General features: G+C 69.3%; 13 protein-coding genes. 9 read left to right on the forward strand and 4 right to left on the reverse strand.

Annotation, left to right across the window (positions count from 1 at the left end):
- Positions 1-90 precede the first annotated feature (90 nt).
- Positions 91-879, forward strand: coding sequence for an ABC transporter substrate-binding protein (locus DFS13_RS29400; RefSeq protein ID WP_006488477.1), 789 nt, complete (start codon positions 91-93; stop codon positions 877-879).
- Positions 880-894: 15 nt separating this feature from the next.
- Positions 895-2325: an FAD-binding oxidoreductase gene (locus tag DFS13_RS29405; protein WP_111442449.1), complete on the forward strand. Its 1431-nt coding sequence runs from the start codon at positions 895-897 to the stop codon at positions 2323-2325.
- Between the two features lie 45 nt (positions 2326-2370).
- Here the strand turns inward: DFS13_RS29405 and DFS13_RS29410 are convergent, their stop codons facing one another.
- Both DFS13_RS29410 and cadR read right to left on the reverse strand, forming a co-directional pair.
- The gene (locus tag DFS13_RS29410; RefSeq protein ID WP_006490876.1) at positions 2371-2943 is read right to left on the reverse strand and encodes a PadR family transcriptional regulator; all 573 of its coding nucleotides are present in this window, start codon (positions 2941-2943) and stop codon (positions 2371-2373) included.
- Between the two features lie 68 nt (positions 2944-3011).
- On the reverse strand, positions 3012-3443 hold the full coding sequence (gene cadR, locus DFS13_RS29415) for a Cd(II)/Pb(II)-responsive transcriptional regulator (protein ID WP_006490878.1): 432 nt from the start codon (positions 3441-3443) through the stop codon (positions 3012-3014).
- An 81-nt stretch (positions 3444-3524) separates the two neighbouring features.
- Here cadR and DFS13_RS29420 point away from each other — a divergent pair, with 81 nt between their 5' ends.
- Positions 3525-6077: a heavy metal translocating P-type ATPase gene (locus tag DFS13_RS29420; protein WP_111442450.1), complete on the forward strand. Its 2553-nt coding sequence runs from the start codon at positions 3525-3527 to the stop codon at positions 6075-6077.
- A gap of 10 nt (positions 6078-6087) precedes the next feature.
- Positions 6088-6465 carry a zinc ribbon domain-containing protein gene (locus tag DFS13_RS29425; RefSeq protein ID WP_034201152.1) on the forward strand — a complete coding sequence of 126 codons (378 nt, stop codon included), beginning with the start codon at positions 6088-6090 and terminating at the stop codon, positions 6463-6465.
- Positions 6466-6623: 158 nt separating this feature from the next.
- Here DFS13_RS29425 and DFS13_RS29430 read toward each other — a convergent pair whose 3' ends face one another.
- Positions 6624-7505, reverse strand: coding sequence for a GyrI-like domain-containing protein (locus DFS13_RS29430; protein ID WP_034201151.1), 882 nt, complete (start codon positions 7503-7505; stop codon positions 6624-6626).
- A gap of 276 nt (positions 7506-7781) precedes the next feature.
- Here DFS13_RS29430 and DFS13_RS29435 point away from each other — a divergent pair, with 276 nt between their 5' ends.
- The 4 genes from DFS13_RS29435 (at position 7782) to eutC (ending at position 13178) form a co-directional block, all read left to right on the forward strand.
- Complete coding sequence (locus DFS13_RS29435) at positions 7782-9245, forward strand: mechanosensitive ion channel (RefSeq protein WP_034201881.1); 1464 nt, start codon at positions 7782-7784, stop codon at positions 9243-9245.
- A gap of 189 nt (positions 9246-9434) precedes the next feature.
- Positions 9435-10847: an ethanolamine permease gene (gene eat, locus DFS13_RS29440; RefSeq protein WP_006496293.1), complete on the forward strand. Its 1413-nt coding sequence runs from the start codon at positions 9435-9437 to the stop codon at positions 10845-10847.
- Positions 10848-10986: 139 nt separating this feature from the next.
- Complete coding sequence (locus DFS13_RS29445; protein ID WP_006489528.1) at positions 10987-12384, forward strand: ethanolamine ammonia-lyase subunit EutB; 1398 nt, start codon at positions 10987-10989, stop codon at positions 12382-12384.
- Complete coding sequence (eutC, locus tag DFS13_RS29450) at positions 12381-13178, forward strand: ethanolamine ammonia-lyase subunit EutC (protein WP_034201150.1); 798 nt, start codon at positions 12381-12383, stop codon at positions 13176-13178. The genes DFS13_RS29445 and eutC overlap by 4 nt, the downstream gene beginning before the upstream one ends.
- On the opposite strand, the gene DFS13_RS29455 is transcribed toward eutC, so the two are convergent.
- On the reverse strand, positions 13171-14055 hold the full coding sequence (locus DFS13_RS29455; RefSeq protein ID WP_012492249.1) for a LysR family transcriptional regulator: 885 nt from the start codon (positions 14053-14055) through the stop codon (positions 13171-13173). The two genes, eutC and DFS13_RS29455, sit on opposite strands and share 8 nt — an antisense overlap.
- Before the next feature lie 155 nt (positions 14056-14210).
- On the opposite strand from DFS13_RS29455, the gene DFS13_RS29460 reads away from it, so the two are divergent.
- Positions 14211-15833 carry an MFS transporter gene (locus DFS13_RS29460; protein ID WP_111442451.1) on the forward strand — a complete coding sequence of 541 codons (1623 nt, stop codon included), beginning with the start codon at positions 14211-14213 and terminating at the stop codon, positions 15831-15833.
- Positions 15834-15896: the final 63 nt, after the last annotated feature.

Genomic DNA, 15896 nt, shown 5'->3' on the forward strand with positions numbered 1-15896 from the left:
GCAACAAGGCCGGATATAGAGCTGCAGCCCATCCTGTCTGTCTGAACACACGAAAACTGTTGCAAACGGGACGCGTTCATATAGATCACGATGAAACACACGGCCACCCTGAAACTCGCGTTCGCACTCGCGTGCGCCATCGGCTCCGGCGCGGCGCTCGCCGATGCGCCGACGCTGCGCTTCGGCCTCGAAGCGCAATATCCGCCGTTCGAATCGAAGGCGCCGAACGGCGACCTGCAGGGCTTCGACATCGACGTCGGCAACGCCGTCTGCCAGACGGCGAAGCTGTCGTGCAAATGGGTCGAGACGTCGTTCGACGGGCTGATCCCGGCGCTGAAGGGCCGCAAGTTCGACGCGATCAACTCGGCGATGAACGCGACCGAGCAGCGGCGCCAGGCGATCGACTTCACGACGATCATCTATCGCGTGCCGACCCAGCTGATCGCGCGTACCGGCAGCGGACTGCTGCCGACGCCCGAATCGCTGAAGGGCAAGCGCGTGGGCGTGCTGCAGGCGTCGATCCAGGAAACCTTCGCGAAGGCGCACTGGGAGCCGGCCGGCGTCGCGATCGTCGCGTACCAGGACCAGAACCAGGCGTATGCGGATCTGGTCGCGGGCCGCCTCGACGCGACGCTCGTGCTCGCGCCGTCCGGCCAGCGCGGCTTCCTGTCGCGCCCGGACGGCAAGGGCTTCTCGTTCGTCGGCCAGCCGGTGCACGACGACAAGATCCTCGGCAGCGGCATCGCGTTCGGCCTGCGCAAGGGCGACGATGCGCTGAAGGCGAAGCTCGACGCGGCGATCGACAAGCTGAAGGCGGACGGCACGGTGAAGTCGCTCGGCCTCAAGTATTTCGGCGATATCGACATCTCGACGAAGTAAGCGGGGCCGCGCACGATGCCGACCCCGAACCCGACCGTCGCGGGCCGCGCACCGGACGGCAGGCCGTTGCCGGACGACGCCGTCGATGCGGTGCTCGCCGCCGAACTGGGCGACGCGCTCGTCACGCGCGCGGCCGATATCGATCCACGTTACTTCACGGCGTACAACGAGCCGGCCGGTGTGCGGCCGCGTGCGCTGGTGCGCCCGCGCAGCGTCGACGACGTGTCTCGCGCGCTCGCGCTGTGCATGCGGCTCGGCCAGCCGGTCGTGCCGCAAGGCGGGCTGACCGGGCTCGCGCGCGGGGCGGTCGCGCTGGGCGGCGAGGTCGTGCTGTCGATGGAGCGCTTCGCGGGCATCGAGGCGCTCGACGCGGCGGCCGGCACGATCACCGTGCGCGCGGGCACGCCGCTGCAGACCGTGCAGGACGCCGCGGAAGCGGCGGGCTTCACGTTCGGCGTCGATCTCGGCGCGCGCGGCTCGTGCCAGATCGGCGGCATGCTCGCGACCAACGCGGGCGGCACGCGTGCGATCCGCTACGGAATGATGCGCGAGCAGGTGCTGGGGCTCGAAGCGGTGCTCGCGGACGGCACGGTCGTGTCGTCGATGAACCGGATGCTGAAGAACAACGCGGGCTACGACCTGAAGCAGCTGTTCATCGGCAGCGAAGGGACGCTCGGCGTCGTCACGCGCGCGGTGCTGCGGCTGCATCCGTTGCTCGCGGCGCCGGCCACGGCGCTCTGCCGCGTGCGCGACTACGACGCGGTGGTCGCGCTGTGGAACCGCGTGCGCATGCTGCCGGAAGTCGTCAGCTTCGAGGCGATGTGGCCGGCGTTCTACGACTACGTCGCGCGGCATACGCCCGGTGTGTCGGCGCCGTTCGTCGGCGACGGCGGTTTCGTGGTGTTGATCGAATGCGCGACGAGCGCGCCGGGCGGCGATGCGCATCATGCGCTCGAAACGGCGCTCGCCGCGGGGGTCGATGCAGCGCTCGTCGACGATGCGGTACTCGCGACTTCCGAGCGGCAGGCGCGCGATTTGTGGACGCTGCGCGAAGGCCTCGCGATCGATGCGCTGCCCCATCTCGTCAACTTCGACGTGAGTCTGCCGACCGGCGAACTCGGTACGTTCGCCGAGCGCTGCGAGGCGGCGTTGCGGACGCGCTGGCCGGCGCTCACGTGCCTGTTCTTCGGCCATGTCGGCGACGGCAACGTGCATATCGGCGTGTCGCTGGCCGCGATGACCGACGCGGACGCCGATGCGCTCGATCACTGCGTGTATGCGGTGGTGCGCGACATGGGCGGTTCGGTATCGGCCGAGCACGGGATCGGCGTGCTCAAGCGTCCTTATCTCGCGCACACGCGCAGCGACGCGGAAATCGGGCTGATGCGACGCCTGAAGGCCGCGCTGGACCCGCGCGGCATCCTCAATCCGGGCAAGGTCCTTTGACGCGGCCGCCGCCCGTTGCCGACCCGCATCGGGCGGCGCGACGCGTCAGCCGTCCACCCAGCGCAGCGCGCCGATCTTCAGGTGCTCGACGACGCTGCGCGCCCAGTCGAGCTCCGCATTGAGCAGCACGAGCGCATGCTCGTTCTGCAGCAGGAACAGGCGCGGCACCTGATCGGCCTGCGCGGTCGCGCGCAGCGCTTCCAGCCGCTCGCGTTCGGCGTCGAGCCGGGCGATGCGCAACTCGAGCTGGTGGCGTGCGTCCTCGGCATCGAGCAGCGGCAGGAACGCGAGGCCGGCGCCGAATGCCGGAAATTCGCGCGCGGGCTCCGCGAGCAGCGCGTGCAGCCACGCCTGCCCGGCCGTGTGCCCGGCTTCGGTCAGCGCATACAGCGTGCGCTCCGGAAACGCGCCGTCGCGCTCGGTGTCGTGCACGGCGATCAGCCCGTCGCGCAGCAGCCGGTCGATCGTCTGGTAGAGGCTCGTGCGTTGCCGCACGTTGACGACTTCGTCGTATCCGCGGGCCTTCAGTTGCTGCAGCATCCCGTACGGATGCATCGGCGTTTCGGTGAGCGTCGCGAGGACGGCCAGCGCGAGCGGGGACGGACGGCTCGTAGACATGAATAGTTAAAGTATATCTAGTAATAATATAACTATTCTCGATCAGACTATCAGATTTGACAAGCGTTTCAGCCGAGGTGCGAGCGCTTCGCGGCCGGCGCGACGGTTTCCATCGTCGCGAGGCCATGCACGATCCCGCAATCCTCGACCGAATGCTCGCCGACGCACTGGCGCCGCAATTCGGTGAGCTGGTCGCGCAACTGCGTGAGTTCCGCGAGGCGCGCATCGACGTGTCCGATGTGATCGTCGAGCAGCGAATTGATCGAATCGCAGCGGTCGGCCGGCGTGTCGGTGAGTCGCAGCAGTGCGCGGATCTCGTCGTGCGCCATGTCGAGCGCGCGGCAGTTGCGGATGAAGCGCAGCCGTTCGACGTGCACGTCGGTGTAGTTGCGGTAGTTCGAATCGGTGCGCTCCGCGTCCGGCATCAGACCCTCTTTCTCGTAGAAACGGATCGTCTCGGGCGTGCAGCGGGCCGCTTTGGCCAGTTCGCCAATCTTCATGCCTTTCTCCCGTGTAAGGGTTGACCTTGTAGTGGCTTCAGGGTGTTAACTCTACACCGTCAAGCCACAAAGGAGGTTGTCATGACCGACGCCAAGCGTCCCCACGACCCACGACACCGTCATGCCGGCGGCGCCGACGCGTGCTGCGCCGAGGCGCGCGACACGCAGACGGCGACCGTTGCCGACGCGGCGCCGGCGGCCGGCGAGCGCGCGCACGGCCATGACCACGATCATGGGCACGATCACGTCGCGCATGGCGAGGCCGGTCATGACCACGATCACGGCCATGCGGGCGACGACCAGCATGTGCACGGCGCGACGTGTTCGCACGACCACGCCGCGCATGACCATGCCGGCCACGACCACGACCACGACCACGACCACGACCACGACCACGACCACGACCACGACCACGACCACGCGGCCGGCGACTGCTGCGCGCCCGCCGCGCTGACGCTCGCGCCGCTGCCGGTCGCGCGGGCGACCGCGTCGGGCCACGTGCGCTCCGCGTTCCGGATCATGCAGATGGACTGCCCGACCGAGGAAACGCTGATTCGCAAGAAGCTCGGCGGGATGAGCGAAGTGTCGGCGCTCGAATTCAACCTGATGCAGCGGATGCTGACCGTCGAGCACGCGCCCGGCGCGCAGCCGGCGATCGAAAGCGCGATCCGCACGCTCGGGATGACGCCGGAGGCCGCGACGGCCGGCGCCCCGGCGGCGCGCGTCGCCGACGCGCCCGCGAAGCCGTGGTGGCCGCTCGCGCTCGCCGGCGTCGCCGCGATCGCGTCCGAAGGCGCGACCTGGGCCGGGCTGCCGGTGTGGCTGTCGGCGGCGCTCGCGCTCGCCGCGGTGCTCGCATGCGGGCTCACCACGTACAAGAAGGGCTGGATCGCGATCCGCAACGGCAACCTGAACATCAACGCGCTGATGAGCATCGCGGTGACGGGCGCGATGGCGATCGGCCAGTGGCCGGAAGCCGCGATGGTGATGGTGCTGTTCACGATCGCGGAACTGATCGAGGCGAAGTCGCTCGACCGCGCGCGCAACGCGATCCAGGGGCTGATGCAGCTCGCGCCGGACACCGCGACCGTGCAGCAGGCCGACGGCGCGTGGCGCACGATCGAGGCCGCGCAGGTCGCGCTCGGCGCGGTCGTGCGCGTGAAGCCGGGCGAACGGATCGGGCTGGACGGCGAAGTCGTCGCGGGCCGCTCGACGGTCAACCAGGCACCGATCACCGGCGAGAGCCTGCCCGTCGAAAAGGCGAGCGGCGACGCCGTGTACGCGGGCACGATCAACGAATCGGGTTCGTTCGACTACCGCGTCACGGCCGTCGCGGCGAACTCGACGCTCGCGCGGATCATTCACGCGGTCGAGGAAGCGCAGGGCGCGAAGGCGCCGACGCAGCGCTTCGTCGACCAGTTCGCCCGCGTCTACACGCCGATCGTGTTCGCGGTCGCGCTGCTGGTCGCGGTGGTGCCGCCGCTCGTGATGGGCGGCGCGTGGCACGACTGGATCTACCGCGCGCTGGTGCTGCTCGTGATCGCGTGCCCGTGCGCGCTGGTGATCTCGACGCCGGTGACGATCGTGTCGGGGCTCGCGGCCGCCGCGCGGCGCGGGATTCTCGTGAAGGGCGGCGTCTATCTGGAAGAAGGGCGCAAGCTCGCGTGGCTCGCGCTCGACAAGACCGGCACGATCACGCACGGCAAGCCGGTGCAGACCGACTTCGACGTGCATGCGGACGACGCCGATGCGGCGCGCGTGCGGCACCTCGGCGCGAGCCTCGCGGCGCGCTCCGACCACCCGGTGTCGCAGGCGATCGCCGCCGCGGCGCGCGACGCCGGCACGACGGCATTCGCCGACGTGCAGGACTTCGAAGCGATCGTCGGGCGCGGTGTGCGCGGCACGATCGACGGCACGCGCTACTGGCTCGGCAACCATCGGCTCGTCGAGGAACTCGAACGCTGCTCGACGGCGCTCGAGGCGAAGCTCGACGCGCTGGAGCGGCAGGGCAAGAGCGTCGTCGTGCTGGTCGACGAAACGCGCGTGCTCGGCCTCTTCGCGGTGGCCGACACGATCAAGGACACGAGCCGCGACGCGATCGCCGATCTGCATGCGCTCGGCATCCGCACCGCGATGCTGACGGGCGACAACCCGCATACCGCGCAGGCGATTGCGCAGCAGGCCGGCATCGACGACGCGCGCGGCAACCAGTTGCCGGAAGACAAGCTCGCGGCGGTCGAGGAACTGTCGGCGGGCGGCGCGGGTGCGGTCGGGATGGTCGGCGACGGGATCAACGATGCGCCGGCGCTCGCGCGCGCCGACATCGGCTTCGCGATGGGCGCGATGGGCACCGACACGGCGATCGAGACGGCCGACGTCGCGCTGATGGACGACGACCTGCGCAAGATTCCCGCGTTCGTGCGGCTGTCGCGCGCGACGCATCGCGTGCTGGTGCAGAACATCGGCTTCGCGCTCGGCGTGAAGGTCGTGTTCCTCGGTCTCACGGTCGCGGGGCTCGGCACGATGTGGATGGCGGTCTTCGCCGATGCGGGCGCGAGCCTGATCGTCGTGGCCAACGGCTTGCGGCTGCTGTCGTCCTCCGGGGCGTTCGGCGGCGCCCGGGCCCAGCGTTGAGGAGCGGACGATGAGCTTTCTGAAACGGATTCTCGGCGGCCACGGCGGCGGTCATGGCAGCGGGCACGGCAATAGCGGAAACGGGGGGCACGGTGGCGGGCATCACGGCGGGTCGCGCCAGGGCGGCCATGGTGGCCACGATGCGCGCGGCCGCGATCGCCACGGCTGGGGCTGGCAGGCGCCGGCCGATGCGGCGAACGGTGGTCGGGGCGGGAATCTGGCGCTGAGCCAGCTCGCCTGCGCCGGTTGCGGCGCACTCAACGCAGCCGATGCACGCTTCTGCGCGCAATGCGGCACGGCGCAACGCGGCAAGGCTTGCAGCCGCTGCCATGCGGCGCTGGCGGCCGACGCGCGGTTCTGCCCCGGCTGCGGGACGCCGGCGGCTTAAGGATCTCCGCGAATTCGCGCCGGCTACGCATACGCACGGGCCGGCGCGCTTCGTTCAAGGCCGGCGCACCGGCATGCCCGGTGTCGTCCCGGGCATCGTCGCACCCGCAATATCGTCGCGGTTCGTCAAGATACACGGCTGCGCGGCACACCCGTCGCTCAGCGCAACGGCAGGTGAATTTCGGTGCGCAGATCGGCCGGCGCCGTGTCCATCGGCGTATTGAGGTACAGCTCGAACGGCGGCGCGTCGGCGGCTTCGCGGCCCGAATGACGCAGCCAGTCGCCGTAGAGCCACTGGTAGGCCGTCTTCAGGTCCGCATACGGCCCCGTATGCAGCAGCACCGCGTATTCGCCGCCCGCGATCGTCGCGCGCTCGACCGGCGGCACGGGCGCCACGTCCGGCGCGCCGTCGGCCGGCATCAGGCAGGCCTTCGCGCGCAACTGCGCTTCGGGCGTCGTGTCCGGATCGTCGTAGAAGATCCCGATCATCTTCGCGCCCGGGCCGATCAGCCCGTGCTGCCCGGCCCACGCGCCGATGCGCCCGAACGCGTCGCCCACCTTCATATACGCACCGGTGTGCGCCACCGCGTAGCCGCGCAGTGCCGGCAGACGCCGGATCTCGACCTCGTGCTTGAACATGTCTTCCTCTCCTCGCTGTAGTGGATAAATCGGCCGGTGGCTGCCGGTGCGCCGGTGCTGCGCGGGCAGCACGCCGTACGTGTCGCGAAACGCCCGCGCGAACGCGTGAGTCGACCCGTAGCCGGCCCGCCGCGCGATCTCGTCGAGCGGCCGCGTGGTGCAGACCAGATCCTCGGACGCCCGCACGATCCGCATCCGCCGCACCGTCAGCACGATCGACTCGCCGTACAGCGCGCGATAGACGCGCTGCCAGTGATACGGCGACAGGCACGCGACTTCGGCGAGCCGGTTCAGGTCGAGCGGGCCGTCGAGATGCGTGCTGATGTACGCGTGAACGCGCGCCACGCTCGCCGCGTAGCGGGCCCACGCGGGCGGCTCGGGGTTGGTTTCGGTGGGGGGCATCGACGTGTCCGGGGCAAGCACCGACGCCACGGTAGCACGGCCCGAATGGATAAATCTTGCGGAAATGCGGGACCCCGAATCATCGATCCCTTTTTAATTTTGACGAAATGGGGTCTTGCCCCTCCGGGATCTATGACTAAAGTTAAAGACGGTGAAATCGGGTGAACGCGTCATTTTTCTCAGGTAAGTTGCTCCGGCGGCAACGCACGTTTTTCGAAGTACGCAGGTAGTTCGTCGATGTTCAATCGCAACGCCACGTTTTCGGGAGAAGAAGAAATGGATGCTTCCAGCTTCATCACGTCGCTGCAGACCACGCTAGGCGGATACCTGCCCAAGATCGCCGGCGCGATCGGCATCCTGGTGATCGGCTGGCTGATCGCCGTGGCGGTGCGGGCCGGCGCGTTGCGCCTGCTCAACGCGCTGAAGGTCGATCAGCGGATCACCGACAGCACCGGCCAGGGCGCGTGCGTCGAACGCATCATCGCCGGCGGCCTGTTCTGGCTCGTGCTGCTCGTCACCGCGGTGGGCATCTTCAACGTGCTCAACCTGTACGCGGTCTCCAATCCGTTCTCGCTGCTCGTCACGCACATCGTCAACTACCTGCCGAACCTGATCGGCGGCGCGGCGCTGACGCTGATCGCGTGGCTGATCGCATCGCTGCTGCGCAGCCTCGCGAACCGCGCGCTGAAGGCGAGCAAGGTCGACGCCACGCTGTCCGAAAGCGCCGGCATGCAGCCGATGAGCGGCTATCTCGGCGACGTGCTGTTCTGGCTCGTGATCCTGATGTTCCTGCCGGCGATCCTCGCGTCGTTCGCGCTGTCGGGGCTGCTGTCGCCGGTGCAGGGGATGGTCGACAAGCTGCTCGCGATCGTGCCGAACATTTTCGCGGCCGCGGTGATCGGCTTCGTCGGCTGGGTCGTCGCGCGCGTGCTGCGCGGCCTCGTGACCAACCTGCTGGTCGCGGCCGGCGCCGACCGCCTCACGCAAGGAATCGACAGCCCGACGCCGGTGCGCGTGTCGAGCCTGGTCGGCACGATCGTCTACGTGTTCGTGTTCGTGCCGACGCTGATCTCCGCGCTCGACGCGCTGAAGATCGACGCGATCTCGATCCCCGCGACCAACATGCTGAACCAGTTCCTCGGCGCGGTGCCGGACATCGTCGCGGCGATCGTGATCGTGCTGGTCACGTTCTACTTCGCCCGCTTCGTCGCGTCGCTCGCGCAGAAGCTGCTGGAAGCCGCCGGCGTCGACGGGCTGCCGGCCGTGCTCGGTGTCGAGCGCGTGTTCTCCGGGATCCTGCAGCCGTCGGTGCTGGTCGCGCGGCTGATCGTGTTTTTCGCGATGCTGTTCGCGTCGGTCGAGGCCGCGAACCGGCTCGGTTTCTCGCAGGTGCGCGACGTCGTCACGCTGTTCATCGAATTCGGCGGCCACGTGCTGATGGGCGGCGTGATCCTCGTGATCGGCGTGTGGCTCGCGGGCCTCGCCCGCCGCGTGATCGAGCAGGCCGACCGCGAGCACAGCGTGCTGTTCGCACGCATCGCGCAATTCGCGATCCTCGGCCTCGTGTTCGCGATGGGGCTGCGCGCGATGGGCATCGCCAACGAAATCGTCCAGCTCGCGTTCGGTCTCGTGCTCGGCGCGATCGCGGTGGCCGTTGCGCTGTCGTTCGGCCTCGGCGGTCGCGAGGCGGCCGGCAAGCTGCTCGACCGCTGGTTCAACCAGCGCGGCGGCGGCCAGTAAGCACGGACGATCGGGCCTGCGTCGCGCGGGCCGGGATCGACGTCGCAACGGACGCGGCCGGCGTTTCCGCAAGCGAAACGTCAGCCGCGATCTTTGCCGAATTTCGATAACACGTCGTTTAATGACTCTCTAGCATCGATTCTCAGTCGCGCTGGTCCGCAGGCCCGGCGCCTTTGAGGAGAGAGTCCGATGAAAGCAGAGTCGAATGGCCGGCCCGCCGCCGGCGCCAAGCTGTCCGGCCAGCCCGCGCTGCAGCAGACGCTCGGGACCTGGCAACTGTGGGGCATCGCGGTCGGCCTCGTGATTTCCGGCGAATACTTCGGCTGGAGCTACGGCTGGGCGAGCGCCGGCACGCTGGGTTTCGTGATCACCGCGCTGTTCGTCGCGGCGATGTACACCACCTTCATCTTCAGTTTCACCGAGCTGACGACGTCGATTCCGCATGCGGGCGGCCCGTTCGCGTATGCGCGCCGCGCGTTCGGCCCGACCGGCGGCTATCTGGCCGGCGCCGCGACGCTCGTCGAGTTCGTGTTCGCGCCGCCCGCGATCGCGCTCGCGATCGGCGCGTACCTGCACGTGCAGTTTCCGGGGCTCGAACCGAAACACGCGGCGATGGGCGCGTATCTCGTGTTCATGGCGCTGAACATCGTCGGCGTGCAGATCGCGGCGACCTTCGAGCTCGTCGTCACGCTGCTCGCGATCTTCGAGCTGCTGGTGTTCATGGGCGTCGTGTCGCCGGGGTTCGCGTGGAGCAATTTCACGAAGGGCGGCTGGTCGGGCGCCGATCACTTCAGCCTGGGCGCGTTCCACGGGATGTTCGCGGCGATTCCGTTCGCGATCTGGTTCTTCCTCGCGATCGAAGGCGTCGCGATGGCCGCCGAGGAAGCGAAGAACCCGAAGCGCTCGATTCCGATCGCGTACGTGGCCGGGATCCTGACCCTCGTGGCGCTCGCGATCGGCGTGATGGTGTTCGCCGGCGGCGCGGGCGACTGGACCAAGCTCGCGAACATCAACGATCCGCTGCCGCAGGCGATGAAGTACATCGTCGGCGCGAACAGCGGCTGGATGCACATGCTCGTGTGGCTCGGGCTGTTCGGGCTCGTCGCGTCGTTCCACGGGATCATCCTCGGCTATTCGCGCCAGATCTTCGCGCTGGCCCGCGAAGGCTACCTGCCCGAATGGCTCGCGAAGGTGCATCCGCGCTTCAAGACGCCGTACCGCGCGATCCTCGCGGGCGGCGTGGTCGGGATCGCCGCGATCTACAGCGACGAGCTGATCCAGTTCGGCGGGCAGACGCTCACCGCGAATATCGTGACGATGTCGGTGTTCGGCGCGATCGTGATGTATATCGTGAGCATGGCGGCGCTGTTCAAGCTGCGCCGCTCGCAGCCGAACCTGGAGCGACCGTTCCGCGCGCCGCTGTATCCGATCTTCCCGGCATTCGCGATCCTCGCGGCGCTGGTCTGCCTCGGTACGATGGTGTATTTCAACGGGCTGGTCGCGCTGGTGTTCGTCGGCTTCCTCGCGGTCGGTTACGCGTACTTCCTCGCGACCCGCGCGCAGCGCGCAAGCGCGCCCGGCGACGCGCTGCTCGAGGAGTGAGCGATGCCGACGGTGCAGGCGAAGGTGAAAGTGAAAGGCCGTTCCTGACGGCATCCGGCGCGCCCCGTCGAACGGGCGCGCCGTCGGCTTTTGATCGGGGGCGTGAACCGGCCCCGGGATGGACAAGGAGACTCGCACGATGTCCTATACGGAGACGATCGGTCCGCGCACGTACCGCTTCGCGGACCTGAAGACGCTGCTCGCGAAGGCGAGCCCGCTGCGTTCCGGCGACCAGCTCGCCGGCGTCGCGGCGGCGAGCGAGGAGGAGCGCGTCGCCGCGAAGATCGCGCTCGCGGGCGTGCCGCTGAAGGCGTTCCTGAACGAAGCGGTGATCCCGTATGAAGACGACGAGGTCACGCGCCTCATCATCGACGATCACGACGCGCAGGCGTTCGCCGACATCTCGCACCTCACCGTCGGCGATTTCCGCAACTGGTTGCTGTCGCCCGCGGCCGACGGCGCGGCGCTCGAGCGGATCGCGCCCGGCCTCACGCCCGAGATGGTCGCGGCCGTGTCGAAGCTGATGCGCAACCAGGACCTGATCGCGGCCGCGAGGAAGCGCCGCGTCGTCACGCGCTTTCGCAACACGGTCGGGCTGGCCGGCCGGATGTCGGTGCGGCTGCAGCCGAATCACCCGACCGACGACGTGAAGGGCATCGCCGCATCGATGCTCGACGGGCTGATGTACGGCTGCGGCGACGCGATGATCGGCATCAACCCGGCCACCGACAGCCTCGCGGCGATCGTGAAATTGCTCGCGATGATCGACGGCTTCCGCGAGCGCTACGGCGTGCCGACCCAGTCGTGTGTGCTCACGCACGTGACCAACACGATCGCGGCGATCGAGAAGGGTGCGCCGGTCGATCTCGTGTTCCAGTCGATCGCGGGCACCGAGAAGGCCAATGCCAGCTTCGGGATCTCGCTCGCGCTGCTCGGCGAGGCGCGCGAGGCCGCACTGGCGCTGAAGCGCGGCACGGTCGGCAACAACCTGATGTACTTCGAGACGGGCCAGGGCAGCGCGCTGTCGGCGAACGCGCATTTCGGCGTCGACCAGCAGACCTGCGAAGTGCGCGCGTATGCGGTCGCGCGCAAGTTCGAGCCGTTCCTCGTGAACACCGTGGTCGGCTTCATCGGGCCCGAATACCTGTACGACGGCAAGCAGATCATCCGCGCGGGCCTCGAGGATCACTTCTGCGGCAAGCTGCTCGGCGTGCCGATGGGCTGCGACATCTGCTACACGAACCACGCGGAAGCCGACCAGGACGACATGGACACGCTGCTGACGCTGCTGGGGGCGGCCGGCATCAACTTCATCATGGGCATTCCGGGCGCGGACGACGTGATGCTGAACTACCAGAGCACGTCGTTCCACGACCAGCTCTACGTGCGCGAGGTGCTCGGGCTGCGCCGCGCGCCCGAGTTCGAGGAATGGCTGGAGACGATGGAGATCGCCGACGCGCACGGCGCGCTGCGCGCCGCGACGGCGCGCGTGCCGCTGCTCGCGGGGGCGAACGACTGGATGGGGGTGTCCGCATGAGCGACGCCGTCGAAAAGAACCCCTGGGCGCAGCTGAAGTCGTTCACGAACGCGCGGATCGCGCTCGGCCGCGCGGGCAACAGCCTGCCGACCGCGCCGCTGCTGGCCTTCAACCTGTCGCATGCGCAGGCGCGCGACGCGGTGCACCAGCCGCTCGACGCGGATGCGCTGCGGCGCGAGATCGAGGCGGCCGGCATGCTGCCGACGCTGCGCGTGCAGAGCGCTGCGCCCGACCGTGACCATTACCTGCGCCGGCCTGATCTCGGCCGCAAGCTGTCGGACGACAGCCGCGGGCTGCTGGCGGGTTACGGGGCGGCGCTCGACGAGGCGCCCGACGTCGTGTTCGTGGTCGGCGACGGGCTGTCGGCGTTCGCGGCCGCGAAGCAGGCGCTGCCGCTGTTGCAGGCCGTGCGGCCGCGGCTCGATGCGGATGGCTGGCGGATCGGCCCGGTGGTGGTCGCGACGCAGGCGCGCGTCGCGCTCGGCGACGAGATCGGCGAGCTGTTGCGCGCGAAGGTCGTCGCGATGCTGATCGGCGAGCGGCCCGGGCTCAGCTCGCCGGACAGCCTCGGCGTGTATCTGACGTGGGCGCCGAAGGTCGGCTGTCACGACGCGCTGCGCAACTGCATCTCGAACGTGCGGCCCGAAGGACTGCCGCACGCGGCCGCCGCGCACAAGCTGCATTACCTGATGACGCATGCGCGCAGGCTCGGGCTGACGGGCGTCGGGCTGAAGGACGACAGCGACGCGCTGTTGCCGGCGGCGGAAGCGGAGCGGATCGGCGTGACTACCTGAACAGCCGCTCGCACAGGAAATCGACGAACACGCGCAGCTTCGGCGACAACTGCCGGCTCGACGGCCACACGATCGAGAACTGCCCCGGCGCGATCCGGTAGTCGTCGAGCACGGTGACGAGCGCACCGTGTTCGAGTGCGTCGCGCGCGAGGAAGTCGGGCATGTAGCCGATGCCCAGCCCCGCGAGCACGGCGCCACGCAGCGCCTCCATGTTGTTGCAGGTCATCGCGGTGCGCAGCTTCAGCGGTGTGCCGTCGTCGGCCGCGAGCGCCCAGTCCTGCAGCTTGCCGGTGGTCGGAAAGCAGTAGCGCACGCAGTCGTGCGCTTCGAGCTCGCGTGGCGTGCGCGGCGTGCCGGCTTGCGCGAGATACGCGGGCGTCGCGCACAGCACGAACGCGAACGGACCGAGCCGCCGCGACATCAGGCTCGAATCGGACAGCGGGCCGCTGCGGATCACCGCGTCGAAGCCGCCTTCGACCACGTCGACCATCCGGTCGTTGAAATCGAGATCGAGTTCGACGTCCGGGTAGCGCTGCCGGAATTCGGGCAGCACCGGCAGCAGGAAGCGGTAGCCGATCACCGGCAGGCTCACGCGCAGCTTGCCGCGCGGGCGCTGCGCGGACGCCGTCACGGTCGCCTCCGCGTCGCGAAAATCCTCGAGGATGCGCTGGCAACGCTCGTAGAAATGCCGCCCCTCTTCGGTGAGCGTCACGCGCCGCGTCGTGCGATTGAACAGCCGCACGCCGAGCGACTGCTCCAGTTTCGCGATCGTCTTGCCGACCGCCGACGCCGAGATGCCGAGCGCGCGGCCGGCCGCGACGAAGCTCAGCGCTTCGGCGGCGCGGACGAACGCGACGATGCCGGTGAGATTTTCCATCGAATCGAACGACGTGCAGCGACGCACGCTGTCAGGTGAATTACGGAATTTTAGTCCGTTATATGTGGAGCTTCGCGGGGTTTTTCGCGGATTGAATCGGATTTATCGTCTGTCGCTCTGATGGCGCATCCGCGCCGGCTTTTCGAGGAGCGATGATGGATCACCCTGTTTCAGCCGTTTCGGCCCTGGCGGCGCGTCGGCGCGCGTGGGTGCTGGCCGCCGTCTGCATGGCCGCCGTCGCGCTGCCGCTGTCGTTTTCGGGCGGCGCGGTCGCGACGCCGGCGATCGGCCGCGACCTGCACGGCAGCCCGGTCGCGATGAACTGGATCACCAACGCGTTCATGCTCGCGTTCGGCAGCTTCCTGATGGCGTCGGGCGCGCTGGCTGACCAGTTCGGCCGCAAGCGCCTGTTCGCGATCGGCGTCGGCGGCTTCACGCTGATGTCGGTCGCGCTCGCGTTCGCGCCGTCGATGCTCGCGGTCGACTTGCTGCGCGCCGCGCAGGGGCTCGCCGCCGCCGCGGCGCTGGCCGGCGGCACGGCCGCGCTCGCGCAGGAATTCGACGGCGCGGCGCGCACGCGCGCGTTCAGCCTGCTCGGCACGACGTTCGGGATCGGACTCGCGTTCGGGCCGGTGCTCGCCGGCGGTTTGATCGGGCATTACGGCTGGCGCGCGATCTTCGTGACGAGCGCGGTGGCCGGCGTGCTGTCGCTCGCGTTCGGGCTGCCGCGCATGCACGAGTCGCGCGATCCGCACGCGACCGGGCTCGACTGGCCCGGCACGGCGGCGTTCACGACCGCGCTGACGCTGTTCACGTTCGGCGTGATCGAGGCGCCCGCGCGCGGCTGGTCGAGCCCGCTCGTGATCGCGCTCCTGGCCGGCGCGGCGCTCGGCGCGTGCACGTTCGTGACGATCGAGACGCGCGTCGCGCGGCCGATGCTCGACCTGTCGCTGTTTCGCATCGCGCGCTTCGTCGGCGTGCAGGTGCTGCCGGTGTCGACCTGCTGCTGCTACATCGTGCTGCTCGTCGTGCTGCCGCTGCGCTTCATCGGTATCGACGGTTTCAGCGAGATCGACGCCGGCTGGCTGATGCTCGCGATTTCCGCGCCGATGCTGGTCGTGCCGCTCGTCGCGGCGACGCTCACGCGCTGGCTGTCGGCCGGCGTGATTTCAGGGCTCGGGCTGCTGGTCGCGGCAGCCGGGCTCGTGTGGCTCGGAATCGCGTTGCGCGGCGGCGCGGGGCCGGCGGCGATCGCGCCGATGCTCGCGATCGGTGTCGGCGCCGGCATGCCGTGGGGGCTGATGGACGGGCTGTCGGTGAGCGTCGTGCCGAAGGAGCGCGCGGGGATGGCGACGGGCATTTTCAGCACGACGCGCGTGGCCGGCGAGGGGATCGCGCTGGCGATCGTCGGCGCGGTACTGGCCGCGCTCGCGCAAGCGGGGCTCGCGCACGCGGCAGGGGCGGCCGGTGCTGCCGATGCGCCGGATGCGACGCTGCGGGCCGCCGCGCGGCTCGCGACCGGCGATCTCGCGGGCGCGGCGGCCGCGTTGCCGGGCGTCGGTCGGGCAGCGTTGATCGCGAGCTACACGCACGCGTTCGACCGGCTGCTGATGGGGCTGGCCGTCGTCACCGTGCTGTGCGCGGTGGTGGTGTTCGGGTTTCTCGGCCTGCGGCCGGCCGCCGATGAAACGGGCGACGATGCGGACGGCCGCGCGCCCGCCGATGCGTCGGCGCGCAGCCGGATCGAGCCGGCCTGCGCGGAGACGCACGGGCGGTGAGTGTTGCATCGCGACGCGTCGACGCGTCGGTACTTCGACGCGTTGGCACATCGGCACATCGGC

This window comes from Burkholderia sp. 28_3 (assembly GCF_003253915.1).
Taxonomy (GTDB): domain Bacteria; phylum Pseudomonadota; class Gammaproteobacteria; order Burkholderiales; family Burkholderiaceae; genus Burkholderia; species Burkholderia cenocepacia.

Bases quoted from the DNA above. Each gene is read 5' to 3' on its own strand.
- DFS13_RS29405 (WP_111442449.1), top strand. From the start codon at position 895: ATGCCGACCCCGAACCCGACCGTCGCGGGCCGCGCACCGGACGGCAGG.
- DFS13_RS29430 (WP_034201151.1), bottom strand. From the start codon at position 7,505: ATGCCCCCCACCGAAACCAACCCCGAGCCGCCCGCGTGGGCCCGCTAC.
- DFS13_RS29435 (WP_034201881.1), top strand. From the start codon at position 7,782: ATGGATGCTTCCAGCTTCATCACGTCGCTGCAGACCACGCTAGGCGGA.
- DFS13_RS29445 (WP_006489528.1), top strand. From the start codon at position 10,987: ATGTCCTATACGGAGACGATCGGTCCGCGCACGTACCGCTTCGCGGAC.
- DFS13_RS29425 (WP_034201152.1), top strand. From the start codon at position 6,088: ATGAGCTTTCTGAAACGGATTCTCGGCGGCCACGGCGGCGGTCATGGC.
- DFS13_RS29410 (WP_006490876.1), bottom strand. From the start codon at position 2,943: ATGTCTACGAGCCGTCCGTCCCCGCTCGCGCTGGCCGTCCTCGCGACG.
- DFS13_RS29455 (WP_012492249.1), bottom strand. From the start codon at position 14,055: ATGGAAAATCTCACCGGCATCGTCGCGTTCGTCCGCGCCGCCGAAGCG.
- DFS13_RS29420 (WP_111442450.1), top strand. From the start codon at position 3,525: ATGACCGACGCCAAGCGTCCCCACGACCCACGACACCGTCATGCCGGC.
- eat (WP_006496293.1), top strand. From the start codon at position 9,435: ATGAAAGCAGAGTCGAATGGCCGGCCCGCCGCCGGCGCCAAGCTGTCC.
- DFS13_RS29400 (WP_006488477.1), top strand. From the start codon at position 91: ATGAAACACACGGCCACCCTGAAACTCGCGTTCGCACTCGCGTGCGCC.
- eutC (WP_034201150.1), top strand. From the start codon at position 12,381: ATGAGCGACGCCGTCGAAAAGAACCCCTGGGCGCAGCTGAAGTCGTTC.
- cadR (WP_006490878.1), bottom strand. From the start codon at position 3,443: ATGAAGATTGGCGAACTGGCCAAAGCGGCCCGCTGCACGCCCGAGACG.
- DFS13_RS29460 (WP_111442451.1), top strand. From the start codon at position 14,211: ATGGATCACCCTGTTTCAGCCGTTTCGGCCCTGGCGGCGCGTCGGCGC.